Here is a 16,715-nt window from a genome sequence, read left to right as displayed (position 1 = left end):
AATCGTAGTTGCTAAAGTAACCGATATGTCCGAAAGCGCATCTTCGCAGCTCATTACCTGCCCCGGTGGCACCTTCACCGGCACAGTCCGCCAACACGCCAATGGCAGCGTGGCAACCTATGACCCCATCGTCTACGGGAAGCTCATCAGCGAATTTGCCCCCGCGCTCCACGTGTATTCCCCCACGGAGAGCGCAGACCCCGCAGCGCACAACAACCTGTGCACACAGCTCCACCTCACCGTCACGGCCCCAGCTCACGCCACAAAGTTCAACGACCTTCCGGTCCTAGCGGTGATCCACGGTGGCGGATACGACTCCGGCTCCCGCAACGAACCCTCCTTCGACGGCGCCGAGCTAGCCCAAGCGGGAATCATCGTGGTCAGCATCGACTATCGCCTCGGTATTCAAGGCTTTGCGCGCTTTCACGACGACGCCCCGCACCACTACCGAGGCATCGACGACTGCGCACTCGCCCTCGAATGGATCCAAACCCACATCGAAGACTTTGGTGGCGACCCCACCAACGTCACCCTCTTCAGCCAATCCGCAGGAGCAGGAATCGCACTCTGGCTCGCCCGGCGCGACCACTATCGAGGGATATTTCGGCGGGTGTGGGCGGCGTCGCCAAGCTTCCCCCGTGGGGAAATGAAACGCCGCAAAGCAGCACTCAGGTGGGCGCTATCCGCGCCAATCACCCAAACTGACCTCGAAGGACTACGTCGCAAACGCCTCAACAAAGGCTACAACCACTACAAACGCTACTTCCCCACCGACTTAGCCCTAGGCCCCTGGGGTTACGACCCCAACGAACTCACAGCAATACCCATCATCGTCAGCTCCACCGACCGCGAGCTCTACCAACTGCCCGCCGCTCAACGAGCCGACGCCTCATCATGGCTGCACCCGCTGCGCACGCGCATCGCCCGACACATGGGTGCCACAACCGACTACATTCACCAAAACTGCACTAAACCCGACTTTTTCCGTGCCCTCACCGGAACTTCGCTCATCCACCGCTGGGTAAAGCAAACACTCAAGCGCACATACGGCGACACCTGGTACATCCGTTACACCAGCTCAGACAATCGCGAAGCCACCCACTGCAGCGACCTCAGCCTCCTCTTCCAATCCAGAGACAACCAGCCCGATTCCCCACGGGGGATACTTCTGAGCTTCGCTCGCGGAGGCGCACCGGATTGGCCCCGTTATCGTAAAGACGGCAGCGGGCTGGGGATCTGTATTGATGGGGTGGGGGCCCAGTTGCTCGTTGACCCCCTCCGTGGGGAATTTGAGTAAAAATTCCCCACGAACGTTGCTCGGCCAAGTCCCATCCTCTGGATCCTCAACCCCGCAACGGTAGGTTCTTGTGCAGTCGCATAAGAAAAACGGCACCGCCCATCGTGGGGCAGAAGCCGTTGTGAGAAGCTGGCGAACTATTTGCCGATTAGTGTGCGCCGTAATGCTTCATGCCTAAGTTGTTCGATCATCCATGGGCTAAAGGCACAAGGCGCAGAGTCCACGGCATTGAAAAGGTCTTCGGGTTTCATCCAAGCAAGTGAATCCACTTCGTCTGCTCTAGGTTGCAGGAGAAGAGGCTCGTCAATGTATGCGACAAAAACAGGGCAGATTTCCCACTCAACGATTCCCTGGGAATCAGTTGCTCGGTACCGGAAATCTGGCAAAACGCACACCAGATTTTTTAATTCCCCACGGGAGAGGCCGATCTCGTGGGGAACGCGTCGTAAGGCGGCTTCGGCGGCTGTTTCGTGGGGAAGTAGATGTCCACAGGCTGAGTTAGTCCACACACCCGGCCATGTTTTTTGCTCAATGCTCGCCGGGTCACCAAGATTTTTCCATCGGACCCCAGGACATAGCAGGAAAACGCCAGGTGGAGAGGCGTTTCGTTGGTGTGGACTGTAGATTTGGGAGCGGTGCCGGTCGGGTTACCTTGTGCGTCGACAAGCACGACGAGCTCGACGTCGTTCATTCCTCCCACATTATCCGCTCCCGCGCCAAAATATTATTGCCTCACCCAGCTGCCGATGACTCCGGGGACCACGGCGCTGCGTTCTCCGATGAGAGCGGCAATATTTTTGTCGACTTCGACTGCGCTCGTCACTGATTTAACTTTTCCGCGTTTATCACCCTGCGATACTCCGGCTGGTGCCGCCATCATCGGCATCATGTGTCCTCCCGCTTGGTTTTGGCGGGTGGCGCTGCCGGGAGGTTCGCCGTGCATTGGATGCCCAGTCCACTGCTGTCTGGCTCCAGTCTGACGCAGAGCCTCTGCAGCGTGGTGGATGCCATGAGGAATGTGGTTCTTTCCTCCCACGGTGAAACGCGATGTACCCGGCGAACTCTTATGTGCGTTCATGCCTGCAAGTGGCAGGCCTAACGCGTTCAATCCGTTGCTAGTAGCTGCACCCCCGACCGCATGCGGGACGGTGTGTGCAGCCCCAAATCGAGGTACATCGTGGGGAAATCCAGCCGCCTGCGCCATGTGAGTTCCCACATTGTTTGCTCCCACTTTCTGTAACTGATGCTGAGCATTATTCACAGAATCAAACGACGGCGCTGAAAAATGCGTGCTTTGCGTATCGACGCGGTCCCCGCGTTGACTCCTATCGCACCAAGTCCAGCTGTGGAGACCCGCCCATTACCTGCAATATCATCCATGCCAATTTCGGTGCCGCCTCCGCCGCCTGCAGTCGAAGTGTTCATATCCATCAAGTTGCGAATGTCCGGCACCGAACGATCGACGATACGTTGAAGTTTCTGTTGAAAATGCAGAAGAGCGGCCCTTTCCGATGCAATTCTCGCGGCAGGATCCGTCATAGCTTTAATCCCTGAGTTCGCCGTTGCAGCTTCCAACCACAGCATTGTCTTAATACCAATGAGCTTAGAGACCTCCCCCGCCATGACTTTCGCGTTGCCGGAGAAAACCTCGCTGGTCTGAGCTACCTCATTGATCCGTTCGACAGCCCGATCAATCACCTCACCCTTATTTCCCTCAGACAAATCTGTTGCCACTTTACGAAGCCGCATCGCAACCTCTGAAGCCAGTCGAGACATATCTGACCAGCTCTGCATTCCAAAAAACACCTCTTGCTCTTGGGTAGCGGCTAGCCCCTGGACAAGAGCATCCATTGTCGCTGGCTGTACGACTATTGGATGCGAAAAAGAGAAATTTTCATAAGCAGTCTCTGGCCTCGTGGGGAAACGGACTGCTTCTCTCCCCACCGAACCGCCTTCATCCGCAATATCCATTCCTCGCCGACCATGATCTTCTTGGCCGGTCAATGCCCCATGGCTTGCACGAAGCGCATCATGCAGCCAACTGATCTGTTGTGTCAGCGATTGCAGCACCGTTGACGCCGACCCAGCTCCCCCTTTAAGAACTATCCCGTGATTTGCCCCGATTTGATCAAGCCCAATGAGCGGAGAATACGCGCCGGAAATGTTGGCTTTTGCTAGATGACTCTTGATTTCTCCCGCAACTAAAGTTATTTCCTTTAGTTCTTGGCAAAGTCGCTCTAACAAATCCTTGTTTACCTGCATATCCATTTTCTAGATCCCCCTTGTTATTTCTTTTAATATTTCCCATGCTTTAGGGCAAGCGTCTTCTTGAGTAAAATTCCCAGTTCCAAAGAACAAATGGGAAACCCAAATCCGACCTCTAGACGTTGGCATTACTGCAGTACACTCATAATCTTCTTCCCCTAATTCCGCAGAAGTAAAATAAACCCCAGTCGGAACTCCTTGAATGTTCTTAACATTTAGCAGAACGTCATTACTGTTATTGATGTCTGAATCTGTAAGGACATCCGCACCTATTTGAATCACGGCAGCAGGATCAGGCGTGACTTTAAACCTATAATGGCAATACGATCTTTTATAGCCATTGAACTGTGGAGAACGTGACCCTGAAGCAACGATCCCCGCCCGCTCATAAGTTTCCGCCGGCACATCCGTGCACGGGTCGAAAAATGAGAAATTGGGGTCTGCCGGATTCGGTTCCCTAACCTCAGGAAAATCAGGATGTGTGTTTTCCGTTGTCGGATTCGCGCGGAGTGCTTCCACAGACACAGATTCTTTAGGAGAGTTCTGCACGCATGCGGTGAACATGAGTGCGCAGATAATCATGAGCGTCAGTAGTAATGAACATCGACGCATGAAAGAGTACGACTGCTGCGAGTCAGTCCCAAGGTTTAGCCAGTGCATGAGAAAACCCCCTGTGCCCATGTCGGACTCCCCCTTCGCGCTGTCACTCTGGTGCCTCCAATTCAGAGTGAGGGCGCTGTCCGGAGGCGGTCACCACGGTGTAACTTGTGCGGTCCGCCGGCCACCGGCCTCCTTGTGGAAGCCCGCAACAGCCGTACTCAGATTATTTAGACTACAGAAGGACCTCGATCGGTTCCGCCATTTGGAGAATTAGCCTTTGGGCATCTAAATAGCGCAGGTAGGAGTCCTATTCTTCCGTTCCCCACAAAAAATACACTCCACCCAAACGGGGGAGTTTAGACCAAGAGAAATATAATATATTGCTAAATGCTATTGAGATTTCCCTCAAAAATTGCGTTGCCTATCTGGAAGGTGGCGTCGTAAAGCGTGCCATAGGACGTATTGAATGCGTACTGTAGGTTCGTCGACGCACCAGCACCCAGCGGCAAATCCAGCCCCACCGTGCCAGCGTCCACTTGCGACATATCCGCCCCATTCACGCGCAAAGTGGGCGCAGGGAATGCGTCTTTGGGTAGTGCAAGATCGTTCAGGTTAGTAATCTTCACATAGATCACCGAACCGGAACCCTGACTATTGGCGCTGGTGCCAAGGATTTCCCACTTCACATTGAGCCCCGGATCAGTCTCAGGGGCATTGATATGGTCGACCTTGATCGGCGAAACTTGCTTGGGCTGGAACTGAACGGACGTTGTGGTCGTTGGAGTAACAGAGACGGTTGTTGATACGTCATCACCGCCACAAGCGCTTAAAGTTAGCGTTGCGACGCCCACCATAGCACCAGCAACAAGCCGAGATCGGGAAATACGCATCAAATATCCTCACGCTTACGACGAATAACGAACAACTTCCCATAATTTTAACAACGGAGACGATGTGAGAGCATTACATGTCTCCCAACCAGCCATTTTATTCAGAGAGCAGTCACCCCACCCGTGCGATCTATCCTCAGAATCCTCCGCAGCGCCTCCGCCCTTTGGCCTTTTTACCTGGGAGTTATCTTCTCCGCAGTATTTGTTGCCATACTCGCGCTAGCCACCCCCTTCATTATCAAAGACGCCACTGACACCATCGTTTCCGCAGTCAATGGCGAGATGAGCGTCGAAAAGGCTAACCCCCACGTTATGTGGCTTGCCGTCGCGTTGCTTATCACGCAACTCGCAAACACGGCTTTTACCAATGTCGGAGGCTATATCGGCGACGTGATGGCAGCACGGCTGCGGCAGATCTTGTCCACGCGCTACTTTGCCAAACTCCTAGGCATGCCTCAGCGATATTTTGACGACCAAGTCACCGGCACAATAATCGCGCGTCTCGACCGCTCCATCACATCAATCACCCAAGCGCTGCAAGCGATGTCCAACAACTTCTTCCCCATGATCATCACCGTGGTGGCAGTACTGGGCATCTCTGCAAGCTACTACTGGCCATTGGCAGTCCTGCTTGCCATCATCATCCCCGTTTACATGTGTTTGACATCACTAACCAGTAAAAAATGGCAAGTCATCGAGGGACAAAAGAATGAACAAGTCGACCTTGCCGGCGGACGCTTCGCAGAAGTCGTAAGTCAAGTCAAAGTAGTCAAAAGCTTTGTCGCCGAGGTCCGCGAGCTCAAAGGATTCAGCCACAAATACGCCAAAACCGTTGAATTCACTCGCAAACAATCAACCTTCTGGCACTTCATGGACGCCCTCCGCACTGGGGCCATGAACGTTATTTTCTTCGGAATCTACCTCGTCCTCTTCTATAGAACCCTCCACGGGCACTTCTCGCTCGGCGACATGGTGTTGCTCATCCAACTCGTCAACATGGCCCGCATACCCATGACGATGATGAGTTGGGTTGTAGACACCACACAACGGGCCATCGCCGGCTCCAAAGACTACTTCGAGGTTATGGAAAAGGACCTCGAAGCAACCGTTAACCCAGACATCGCCGCCGCCACAACAGCCTCCGACGAACCACTCCTCCACGACAACACCATCCCGCCGCTTTCCCCACGGGGAGAGCAACCGGTGGTCAAGTTCTCAAACGTGTCCTTCTCCTACAACGAAGGCGAACAAGTCCTCAACGAGGTGTCCTTTGCGGCCGGCCGAGGGCAGCGCATTGCCCTCGTGGGGGAATCGGGTGGTGGTAAATCAACGATCGTCAACTTACTGCTTGGTCTTTACCAGCCGAGCACCGGCCATTTATCGGTGTGCGGTGAATGATGTATCTAAATTGTCTTCAGAGCAGCTGCGCGCATCGGTTGGCGTAGTCTTCCAGGAATCGAGCCTGTTCTCCGGAACTATTAGAGAAAATATTGCGTATTCCCATCCTGATGCGACGTTGGAGGACGTGGTGGGCGTCGCAAAGCGCGCAAATGCGCATGACTTTATTAGCGCGTTTCCCCACGGATACGACACGCTGATCGGTGAACGCGGCCTTCGCCTCTCCGGCGGCCAAAAACAAAGAATCGCAGTCGCCCGCGCGATGCTCAAAGACACTCCCGTGCTCGTTCTCGACGAAGCCACCTCCGCACTGGACACAAAGTCAGAAATTGCGGTTCAGGCGGGACTTGAACAACTCATGGTGGGGCGCACCACGATCATCATTGCCCACAGACTCTCCACGATTGCGGATGTGGACACTATCGTCACGCTTCGCGACGGCACCGTCGACGAAATCGGCTCCCCTGCAGAGCTCGCACATTCCGGCGGCATCTACGCCGAGTTGCTCGCATTGACAGCGGATGCCAGCGAGGCAAACAAGGAGAAACTGAAAAAATTCGGTTTCCAGGCGTAACACTACGAAGACAAAGCCCCACAAAATAGTGACTTACATCTCATATTGCCCCTTTTTTGGTACCAGAATTCCACTATGTGGGAAAAGAGGTTGTAGGGTATGGGTCATCCATTAGATAAGAAGGATGATCCACATCATGACGCTCCCCACGAAGGAAAGTAAGCTCACCACCGGCGCTATCGTCGCGACTGCGCTCATGCTCTTCTCGATGTTCTTCGGCGCTGGAAATCTCATTTTCCCGCCGGTCCTCGGCACGAGCTCTGGCGAAAATTTCACGCCAGCCATCATCGGCTTCCTTCTCGGAGGCGTAGCGCTCCCCGCCGTCACCATCATTGCGATGACTATGTCGGGAAGCGACATCCGGGATCTTGGCGTCCGCGCCGGAAACTGGTTCAATATCGCATTTGCTGTCATCGTCTACCTCTCCATCGGTGCTTTCTACGCAATGCCGCGTACAAGCGCTGTGAGCTACTCGATGATCGTCCAACCAGTACTTGAGCAAGATTCCACACTGGCTTCCGTGGGGTTCAACGCGTTATTCTTCGCCGTGGCGTTACTTCTCGCGCTTAACCCCACGGGGATCGTTGACAAGCTCGGCAAATTCCTCACCCCAGCGCTCCTTATCTTGCTGGCTGTGTTGGTGGTGCTGGCGATCTTCAATCTGCACAGCGACGTCTCCCCCGCCACCGAAAAATACGCCACCGCGCCGCTGACCACCGGACTGCTCGAGGGTTACATGACGATGGATTCCCTCGCTGCACTTGCATTCGGCATCCTCGTTATTTCTTCACTCAAATATAAGAGTGGTAGCGAAGGCAAGGCACTCATCAAACCGGCCATCATTGCATCGCTGATAGCGTCTGCTCTGCTCGCGATCATCTACCTGGGACTCGGCTACGTGGGGCGCATCATGCCCGACGGCCAAAGCTACCAAGATGGCGCATCCCTACTTTCCGGTGCCGCACGACTCACCATGGGAACTCCCGGCCAAGTCGTCTTCGGACTCATCGTCCTCCTGGCCTGCATGACCACAGCAGTGGGTCTGCTCGCGGCCACAAGCGAATTCTTTAACCGTCTGCTCCCAGGCATCTCGTATAAAGCATGGCTGGTGATCTTCTCCCTGATCTCCTTCCTCGTGGGCAGCATGGGGCTCGCTAAAGTTCTGAGCATCGCGGCTCCGCTCATCACCTTTATCTACCCGGTGGCGATTACTTTGGTCGCAATCACCATCCTGGAACTCTCCGTGGGGAAACTGAAGCTCCTGTGGGGTTTCCGACTCCCCGTCTGGGCAGTCACCATCTGGTCAGCACTGACCACTCTCGGCGCTCAAGGCATCACCGCGGCAGAAAGCCTCGTCAGCTGGGCACCGCTTCACGACGTCAGCCTCGCCTGGCTACTCCCCGCCTTCACGTTCCTCGCAATCGGCGGAATAATCGACTACACGCGAAGAAGCTAATCCCCACATGAAAACCCCAGTACCGCTCTCAATACTTGACTTTGTCACCATCCCCCGTGGGGAAACCGCACGAAAAAGTTTCACCAGATCAATCCAACTGGCTCGTGCCGCAGAGCGACTGGGGTTTTCGCGCATTTGGTACGCCGAACACCACAACGTGCTGACGATCGCTTCGTCGTCACCCGCAATCCTCATCGCCCACGTTGCCAACCACACCCATCACATCCGGCTAGGCGCTGGCGGCATCATGCTGCCTAACCATTCGCCTTATATTGTGGCTGAACAATTTGGCACCCTCGCTGAGCTCCACTCCGGGCGCATAGATTTAGGCCTCGGACGTGCCCCAGGAACGGACCAAAACACCGTTGGCAAAGCTCTTCGACGCTCACCTCACTCCTCTGTCTCGTTTCCCCACGATGTGGCCGAGCTCCAGGCGTATCTCTCAGATCAATCTCCAATTCCGGGTATTCGCGCAATCCCCGGCGCCGGCACGCAAGTACCGCTTTATATTTTGGGCTCGTCACTATTTGGTGCACGTCTTGCGGCAGAACTAGGGCTTCCATACGCCTTTGCGTCTCATTTCGCACCTAAGTATCTCAATGAGGCAATTCGCACCTACCGTGGGGAATTTCGCCCGTCATCGCACCTAGATAAACCGTATGTGATCGCTGGAGTAAACGTCACTTGGGCAGAAACCATGCAGAAAGCCCACGAAGAGTTTGATGAAGTCTTCCGCAGCACCCTTCGTTCTATCTCACCCCGTGGGGAATCTCTTAGCGATTCTCAACTGGACGCATTAGCCAATACTCACGCCGGAGATAACGTCCGCGAAATGCTACGTTTCAGTGCTGTCGGCACTACCCAAACAGTGGTGGATTATTTGCAGCAATTTGTTGCGCGCACAAATGCCGACGAACTGATGCTCTTATTCCGTACTTCTTCGTGGGGCAATCAGCTACAAGCTGTAGAAGAGCTCGGTAGCACATGGATTTAGTTAGGTAAATATCCCAGGCCACACCTGTGGATAACTCCGGCTACTTCTCGCTCCAAAAACAAGTTATCCACAGCATTATCGCGCGCCCCTAGCTTTTAACACCTCCACCTTTTAGTTTCCAAGGCATGAACGTCAAGGAATGCCTCGAGTTTTTAGCCGCAAATGGAGTTGCATTAGCCGAATATATCTTTTCGGTTTCCCAAAAACCTCGAGCAAAGGTGGAGCTTTCTGCGCTATTTGGCATTGATCCAACGACTATGGGCCGATACATCAAAACTGCAAAAGCTCTGTTTGGCCCCACGAGGGACAGCGCTATGCGGGAAGAAGCCCTGGCTATTGCTCGACAAGGAAATCTGGGGCTAGACACAATCGCACTGATTAATACGAAAGTCTCACGCCTACGCGACCCTGATAACCAAGAAGCGTTTCGAGTTGAGCTCCTATTATTCGCATGCAAACACCCATTCACAGTCCTAAAGCAGCATGCCGACATTCGTCTACAGGAAGAAAACAATCCTTCCCCCACGCACTCCCAGGCGCTGCGCTACGCACGTTTCTCCCATGCCCCCGATGCCAACAATATGCGGTATTTATTCTTATCTCTCCCTGAAGAACTCATGACCGCCATCGAATCCCGCATGGTTGACTACGCACGCCGCTTTAAAAACAAAACCGTGTCAAGCCAGCAAGCGCTCGCTGACGCTATCACTGGCACTTTGCTTCACGACGACTCCCGCTCCCCCGATGGCAACGCACTTCGCGAAGGCCTGATCCTTCTTGCCAGCGGATGGTTGGAAAAACAATGGCGGCGGTGAACTAGCCACCACTGATGGGGCCACAATCAAAACCGCTGATCTTGCCAATCATCTTCTCGCTGATTTTGGCTACGCCCTGCTATACGACGAAAACGCCGAACCCGTCGATCTCTTTCGAACTCAGCGCTTAGCAAATACAAAACAACGCATCATCCTTACAGCCGACCAGCTTCTTTGCACTTACCCTTCTTGCAGCCGCGCCGCCTTCTGAGCACAATGTCACCACATTGATGCATGGAAACACGGAGGAAACACAAACCTGGAAAATTTAGCCATGGTATGCGGTTCTCATAACGCCCAAAACGACGACGATCATATCCTCGGCAAGCATCGCAATGGGCACTACGCAAAATTCCCCACGACCGGGCGTGTTGGCTGGCAACCACCCGATCCCGAGGCACCTCTGCAATTTAACGAACACCCTTTAGCCAACAAATCAGCCAGGATGTGGGCGCTCCACCACTTCTCCCGTGGGGAAATTACTCCCAATTCTCCTTAGGCTGGGGCCGGGACTGCTCCACGATTTTAACTCCTGCAGAATCCTCTTGATCATCGACAACATCGCCGGTAATCCCAAGATCCCCTTCGATGACTACGCTTCCTGGGATAACAATGTTCCCGTCTTCATCGTGTGCCAATGAAACAACAGGCAGCTCATTGCCATCTTCATCGTATCCCAGAGCAGGCATAGCCCCATGTGCTTCTAGCTTCTCCGCAGTATCTGTCTTCCGCCACTGACGAGTCTGAATTCTGCGCTCTGCAGCTGAATCGTCCATCATCCCTTTCATCAGTGAGTACATCATGATGAACTGCGTAATAAAAAACGGGAATGCAACAATAATTACGACTTCTTGGAGCGTCGCAATGCCGGAAGACGGAGACACAATCAACAACGCTCCTGCGACAGCGCCAATAGCTACCACCCACAGGATTCGATAGCCGACGGGCGATACTTCTTCTTCCCCTGTCGAAAAATGTCATTCACCATGCCGGCTGAGTCAATAGACGTAATAAAGAAAATCACCACGATTACAAGAGCCAACGTCGAGACAGCGCTTGTCCAAGGATATTCTTGGAAAAACCCAAACAGGGCAAAGGGAACATTCCCCTCGTGAACGACAGGGCCAGACAACTTACCTGGCTCATTTAACTCAATTTCTATTCCTGCACGCCCAAAAACCGCGAACCAGATCACAGAGAAAATGGCTGGTAGTGCCAACACCCCGCCAATGTATTCACGAACCGTTCGCCCACGGGAGATGCGTGCAACGAACATCCCCACGTAGGGAGACCAACAGATCGTCCATGCCCAATAGAACACGGTCCATTTTCCCTGCCATCCTGGATTATCTCCGTATGAGTCAGCCCAGAACATCATGTCGGGAAGCGCTTTAGCGTAAATACCGAACGATTCAGTGGCAAAACGTAACAGCGTCAGTGTCGGGCCAGAAATCAAGACAAAAAGCATCAGCAGCACTGCGAGTTTAATGTTGACATTCGACAGAATTTTGATGCCCTTCTCCAGTCCAGAGGCAACGGACACACATGCGATTGCTGTGATGACCAAAATGATAAGCAGCTGCGCCCAACTTACTTCTGGTAATCCCCACAGACGTTGGAGTCCAGAGTTGATTTGCAGTACGCCCAAACCAACAGAGACTGCGATGCCGAAAGTCGTTGCGATGATGGAGAGGGCGTCGATAAGCTTTCCGGGAATGTCATAGATACGCGAGCCCAGAATCGGCGCGAATACAGAACTCACCCGTGGGGGAAGCTTGCGCTTGTAAATGAAGTAACCGAGCGCAAGGCCAGGCAACGCAAAAATAGCCCACATATGAATACCGAAATGGTAGAAAGTGAAAGCAAAAGCTTCAGTTATCGCTTTCTCCGGTAGCGGCTCTGCATCTTGCCGTGGGACGTTCACTGCATGGTTCAGTGGCTCAGCCACGCCCCAGAACATTAGTACTGCGCCCACCCCACCTGCGAAAAGCATGCAAAACCAGGCGATAAGGCCGTGCTCAGGTTCATCGTTGTCGTCGCCAAGACGCAGCCGACCGAATCGTGAGATGAACACTCCGACCAAGAAAAGAAAAATGAAACTCACACCACCGATGTAGAGCCATCCGGTCCCTGTGAGAAGTCCTTAGGCCACTCGTGTAAAAGTGTCTCGTGCAGCACTTCCTAGGGCGATCGTCCCGATGACAAACACTGTGACAAAGCCTAGCGATACGAGAAAAATAAAGGGGTCAGTCTTAAGCCCTAAAAAGGGCTTTCTTTGCGGTATTGGCTCCGAAGAAATCGGGGAATTCATGAAATAAACGTTTCCGGTAGTCCTACAGGTACCGGTCACACGTTACTAATTCCGTGGGGGATTTCGAACTTCATTTCCCCACGGGGGAAGCAGGCCGACTTTATCAACCACAACCCCAGCATTCCTCCGCCCCAGCTCATCTGCTATTTCGTAGGGCCGCGGCGTCGCTCCTGCAGGGAATTCGACTGTGTAGAGGTTTTCGCTTCTTCTTTGCTGGATGGCATTGGTCGGCAGCATCGTAAGAAAGCTCGCTTTTGCGTCGCTCCAGATCCGAATGTGAGCAAGGTCCTCGATGGAGAAGGCCGCACCGGAGTGTATTATGTGCACTTTGTCACTGATTTTGAGAATGGGGCGGCGTCGTCGAGCAAAGAAAGCCCCGAGCGAAGCCAGAGCACTGATAATCCCCACGGTAGGTGCAACACTGGAGGCGGCGTAAAGCATTCGCATGGTTCCTGTTGCGTTGTGATGCGCGACGAGGAGCACGCCAAGAAGGCTCGTCATGAGAATCACAAAGAGCGCGCACGTGATCGTGGCCTTCGATTGGGCCAAAGCGCGGTAGGAAGTTCTCACTGTTATCGCCATCAAGCACATCATAGTTTCTTCACAGGTTTATCCCAACAAATACATGATTGCGATGAGGGTCGGTAAAGAAACGAGTGTACTGATGATGCCGCTGTTTCTGGCCAAGCTTTCCGACGTTCCATGCCTCAACGCATACGCATACACATTTTGTGCGGTAGGCAGCGCCCCCAAGAACGTCGCGACGAGCAAGGCCCGGCCCGTCATCCCCATCGCCGAAGCAATTCCCCACGCTAGAGCGGGATGAGCAAAGTTCTTAAGCCCACAAGCCACGATGGTGTCTATCACCTTTGTTTCCCCACGGGGAAAGGTGGTGGACAGGGACATCCCAAAGAGGATCAAGGCCAGCGGCACGGATGATTCGCCAAGCAGTCGGATCGGTTCGGCAAGGGCTGCGGGCACGTGCAGTCCGGCTGCTGCAATCGTTAGGCCGGTTATTGATGCAAGGAACATTGTGTTGCGCAGCGGGGTCCGCACGAGATTACCTAGGAGGTTGGCGTCTTTTTTGTTGTGGAGAAAATCTAGCCAGGTCATGGCTAGTGGTGCGTAGAAAGCAATTTGGAAGAGCATGAGCGGGATGACGAGGGTGGCGTCGTCAAGCACATAGGTGGCGATGGGGATTCCAAGATTGCCGCCATTTGCATAACTTGCTGCCAGTGCCCCGATTATGGCGTCGTCGACGCGGCGGCGCAGGAGCACAGTGCTGATGCTGAAGGAGAGAAGCGCGATGCCCGTGGCGCTGATGCACACAACCATAAAATTGGTCGACACAATTTCAGAGAGCTCGGAGTGCAGGATTTTGTCGAACAGTAGCGCCGGGGTGGCGACAACATAGACAAAATTCCCTAGCGAAGCGGCAGCGCCTTTGCCTAATACGTTTTTCTTGCCGAGGATCGCGCCTAAGCCGATCACAAGAAAAATCACAAAGAATCCACGGAAAATACTCTCCATACCGTAGATTGTGCTTTACTTTCCCCACGGGAGGCACCCCCCGCTAAAAACAAGTTTGTCCTCATGCATTCACCGGTTAGTCTGCTTGTCATGTTCTCTTTCCCCCGGCGCGTGGTCGCGATGATGACTTTGGCGATCTTTGGTTTGAGTGCGTGCTCTGCTGGTTCGACGGCGTCGCAAAATTCGTTGGTGCGTGAGTCCAATGATCACAGTGTGACTCTTGGTTTGACGGCACCCCCCAGCTCCCTCGATTTCACTACTACCTCTGGCGCTGCCATTCCGCAGGCGCTGATGGGCAATGTGTATGAGGGACTGGTTCGGGTTAATCAAAGTGGTGAGGTGGAGCCGTTGCTTGCGTCATCATGGGATGTGTCGGAGGACGGCACACGGTATGTGTTTCACCTTCGCGAGGGCGTTCGCTTCTCCAACGGCGACGCTTTCACGGCGGACACTGCAAAGTTTTCCATCGATCGGGTGCTTTCCGACGCCTGGACTAATGGCCTAAAAGCCCAAATGTCTAAGGTGACCAACACCCGGGTTATCGACACCCACACCCTCGAAGTCACGCTCGCGCAGCGCTCAAACACCTGGTTGTGGTCGATGGGCACATTGATTGGCGCGATGATGTCGCCACGGGGGGTGTCGGAGTTGGCCACGAAACCGGTGGGCACGGGACCTTATGAGGTGGATAACTGGGCGGTGGGGACGTCACTATCCTTCACCTCCCGTGGGGAATATTGGGGAGAATCTCCCAAGAATAAGCGGGCTGTGTTGCGCTATTTCGCGGACGCGATTTCGCTGACTAATGCTGTGCGCTCCGGAGACGTTGACGCTGTGATCGGTTTGCAGTCTCCTGAGCTCTTGGAGTCCATACAGCGCGATGGTGACCTCGATGTCAACGTGGGCACGACCAACGGTGAGGTGCTGCTCACGATGAATCATGCGCGGGCGCCGTTCAATGATCTCCGCGTCCGGCAGGCGGTGATGTTTGGCGTCGATAGGCAAGCAATCATTGATACCACGTGGGAGGGCTACGGAATTGACACCGGGGGCGCGCCGGTGCCGCCGACGGATCCGTGGTATCAAAAGGCGGAGCAGTATCCGTTTGACCCTGACCGTGCGCGTCAGTTGATGGATGAGGCCGGGGCGACGGGGACCAAAATAACTATTTCGGTGCCGTCGTTGCCCTATGCTGCCACGGCTTCTGAGATTTTGTACTCGCAGCTTCGAGACATCCGCTTCGACGTGAGCATCGAGTCCACCGAATTTCCGTCCGTGTGGTTGGCCAAAGTTTATAAGGGCCACGACTATGACATGTCGGTGATTGCGCATACCGAGGCCCGCGATATTCCCAATATTTTTGCTAACCCAAAGTATTACCTGGGGTACAACGACAAAAAAGTTCAAGAGCTTATCGCCCAAGCAGACACCGTGGATGAATCCGACTACGTCCCCACGATGAAAAAGGCGGTCACGCGGATCCTGGATCAGGCCGCGGCCGATAACTTGTTCAATCTGCCCAACATTGTGGTGACGGCGAAGAACGTCAGCGGTGTTCCCATCAACGCTGTGGGCGACGGCCTCCTGTTGGCTGCTATCGCAAAAGAAGAACCAAGGAAGGTAACGCACTAGTGATTGCGGCGAGACTTGCACGAGGCGCAGCTAAGTACGCGCTTACGTTGTTTATTGCCAGCGTGGTCATTTTTGTCGCGCTTCGGATTGTGCCAGGGAACCCGGCAGAGGTGGCACTTGGTGTGACCGCGACGCCGGAGGCCGTCGCAAAGCTAAGCGCCACGATGGGGATCGATAAGCCGCTGTGGGAGCAGTATGTGTCGTGGATCGGTGGCCTCCTTCGTGGGGAATTTGGGACTTCGTTGACTAGCTCGACGGATATTTCGCCCATCGTCGCGGATCGGCTTCAGGTCAGTCTGATTCTCGCTGTTTTATCGATGCTGTTCGCCCTCATGCTTGCCGTCCCGCTGGGTTTGTGGGCGGCCAGGCGCTCAGAGCATATCGACGGCATCCTTATCTCCGCACTCAGCCAGGTCGGGATTGCGGTCCCGAGTTTCCTTGCTGCGATACTGTTCATTTCTTTTTTTGCGGTTCGCTTGCGCTGGTTGCCCACCAACGGTTGGTCGGTGCCGAATGAAGATTTCAGCGGTTTCCTGGCGCGCCTTGTGCTGCCGGTGGTGTCTCTTGGGATTGTTCAGGCTGCGATTATGACTCGATATGTGCGGGCGGCCGTCATGGATGTGATGCGCGAAGATTTCATGCGCACCGCACGAGCCATTGGCCTGAGCTCGTGGCAGGCCCTGCGCAGCCATGGACTGCGCAACGCGGCCCTGCCAGTTCTGACGGTGACGGGCTTGCAGCTCACCTCCCTGTTGGTGGGCGCGGTTGTTATTGAACGGGTTTTTGTTATTCCCGGCCTGGGCAGTCTGCTGCTCACCGCTGTAACAAACCGCGATTTGCCCACGGTGCAGACGATTGTGATGATCCTCGTTGTCCTTGCCATCGTGGTCAATGCGATCGTGGATATGGCTTATGTTGTGGTGGACCCTCGCACTCGAAGGGAGGCCTAGGTT

At 54.3% G+C, this 16,715-nt stretch carries 9 protein-coding genes and 5 pseudogenes; 7 read left to right on the top strand and 7 right to left on the bottom strand.

Translation table 11 applies throughout. The features are described 5' to 3' along the window. Positions 1 to 25: 25 nt before the first annotated feature. The gene (locus ET810_RS01070; RefSeq protein WP_134315980.1) at positions 26 to 1,297 is read left to right on the top strand and encodes a carboxylesterase family protein; all 1,272 of its coding nucleotides are present in this window, start codon (positions 26 to 28) and stop codon (positions 1,295 to 1,297) included. A gap of 137 nt (positions 1,298 to 1,434) precedes the next feature. On the opposite strand, the pseudogene idi reads toward ET810_RS01070, so the two are convergent. The 4 genes and pseudogenes from idi to ET810_RS01050 form a co-directional block, all read right to left on the bottom strand. After that, positions 1,435 to 1,988 (bottom strand): annotated as a pseudogene (gene idi, locus ET810_RS01065) (isopentenyl-diphosphate Delta-isomerase). Positions 1,989 to 2,021: 33 nt separating this feature from the next. Next, positions 2,022 to 3,565 (bottom strand): annotated as a pseudogene (locus ET810_RS01060) (hypothetical protein). A 3-nt stretch (positions 3,566 to 3,568) separates the two neighbouring features. Continuing rightward, complete coding sequence (locus ET810_RS01055; protein ID WP_087454365.1) at positions 3,569 to 4,243, bottom strand: DUF3558 family protein; 675 nt, start codon at positions 4,241 to 4,243, stop codon at positions 3,569 to 3,571. Between the two features lie 302 nt (positions 4,244 to 4,545). Then, positions 4,546 to 5,052: a hypothetical protein gene (locus ET810_RS01050; RefSeq protein WP_087454366.1), complete on the bottom strand. Its 507-nt coding sequence runs from the start codon at positions 5,050 to 5,052 to the stop codon at positions 4,546 to 4,548. A gap of 123 nt (positions 5,053 to 5,175) precedes the next feature. On the opposite strand from ET810_RS01050, the pseudogene ET810_RS01045 reads away from it, so the two are divergent. The 4 genes and pseudogenes from ET810_RS01045 (at position 5,176) to ET810_RS13075 (ending at position 10,788) form a co-directional block, all read left to right on the top strand. Further along, a pseudogene (locus tag ET810_RS01045) lies at positions 5,176 to 7,024 on the top strand (ABC transporter ATP-binding protein). Between the two features lie 136 nt (positions 7,025 to 7,160). Next, complete coding sequence (brnQ, locus tag ET810_RS01040) at positions 7,161 to 8,480, top strand: branched-chain amino acid transport system II carrier protein (RefSeq protein ID WP_087454368.1); 1,320 nt, start codon at positions 7,161 to 7,163, stop codon at positions 8,478 to 8,480. 7 nt (positions 8,481 to 8,487) lie between these two features. Further along, entirely contained in the window at positions 8,488 to 9,474 is a 987-nt protein-coding gene (locus tag ET810_RS01035) for an LLM class flavin-dependent oxidoreductase (RefSeq protein ID WP_087454369.1), read from the top strand. Positions 9,475 to 9,599: 125 nt separating this feature from the next. After that, positions 9,600 to 10,788: pseudogene (locus tag ET810_RS13075) on the top strand (HNH endonuclease signature motif containing protein). Here the strand turns inward: ET810_RS13075 and ET810_RS01025 are convergent. The 3 genes and pseudogenes from ET810_RS01025 to ET810_RS01015 all read right to left on the bottom strand — a co-directional run bounded on the left by ET810_RS01025 (position 10,769) and on the right by ET810_RS01015 (position 14,130). Beyond that, positions 10,769 to 12,600 (bottom strand): annotated as a pseudogene (locus tag ET810_RS01025) (BCCT family transporter). The pseudogenes ET810_RS13075 and ET810_RS01025 overlap by 20 nt on opposite strands. A gap of 45 nt (positions 12,601 to 12,645) precedes the next feature. Then, on the bottom strand, positions 12,646 to 13,194 hold the full coding sequence (locus ET810_RS01020) for a hypothetical protein (protein ID WP_087454370.1): 549 nt from the start codon (positions 13,192 to 13,194) through the stop codon (positions 12,646 to 12,648). A 15-nt stretch (positions 13,195 to 13,209) separates the two neighbouring features. Then, positions 13,210 to 14,130 carry an AEC family transporter gene (locus ET810_RS01015; RefSeq protein WP_087454371.1) on the bottom strand — a complete coding sequence of 307 codons (921 nt, stop codon included), beginning with the start codon at positions 14,128 to 14,130 and terminating at the stop codon, positions 13,210 to 13,212. A 90-nt stretch (positions 14,131 to 14,220) separates the two neighbouring features. Between ET810_RS01015 and ET810_RS01010 the strand changes: the two genes are divergently transcribed. Further along, complete coding sequence (locus tag ET810_RS01010) at positions 14,221 to 15,762, top strand: ABC transporter substrate-binding protein (RefSeq protein WP_134315981.1); 1,542 nt, start codon at positions 14,221 to 14,223, stop codon at positions 15,760 to 15,762. After that, positions 15,762 to 16,712, top strand: coding sequence for an ABC transporter permease (locus ET810_RS01005; protein WP_134315982.1), 951 nt, complete (start codon positions 15,762 to 15,764; stop codon positions 16,710 to 16,712). Before ET810_RS01010 ends, ET810_RS01005 begins: the two co-directional genes overlap by 1 nt. The last annotated feature ends 3 nt before the right edge of the window (positions 16,713 to 16,715 follow it).

The organism is Corynebacterium silvaticum (assembly GCF_004382825.2).
Classification (GTDB): Bacteria; Actinomycetota; Actinomycetes; order Mycobacteriales; family Mycobacteriaceae; genus Corynebacterium; species Corynebacterium silvaticum.
Note: the sequence above shows the minus strand (reverse complement) of the source record. Positions and strands in the feature narration are given on the sequence as shown.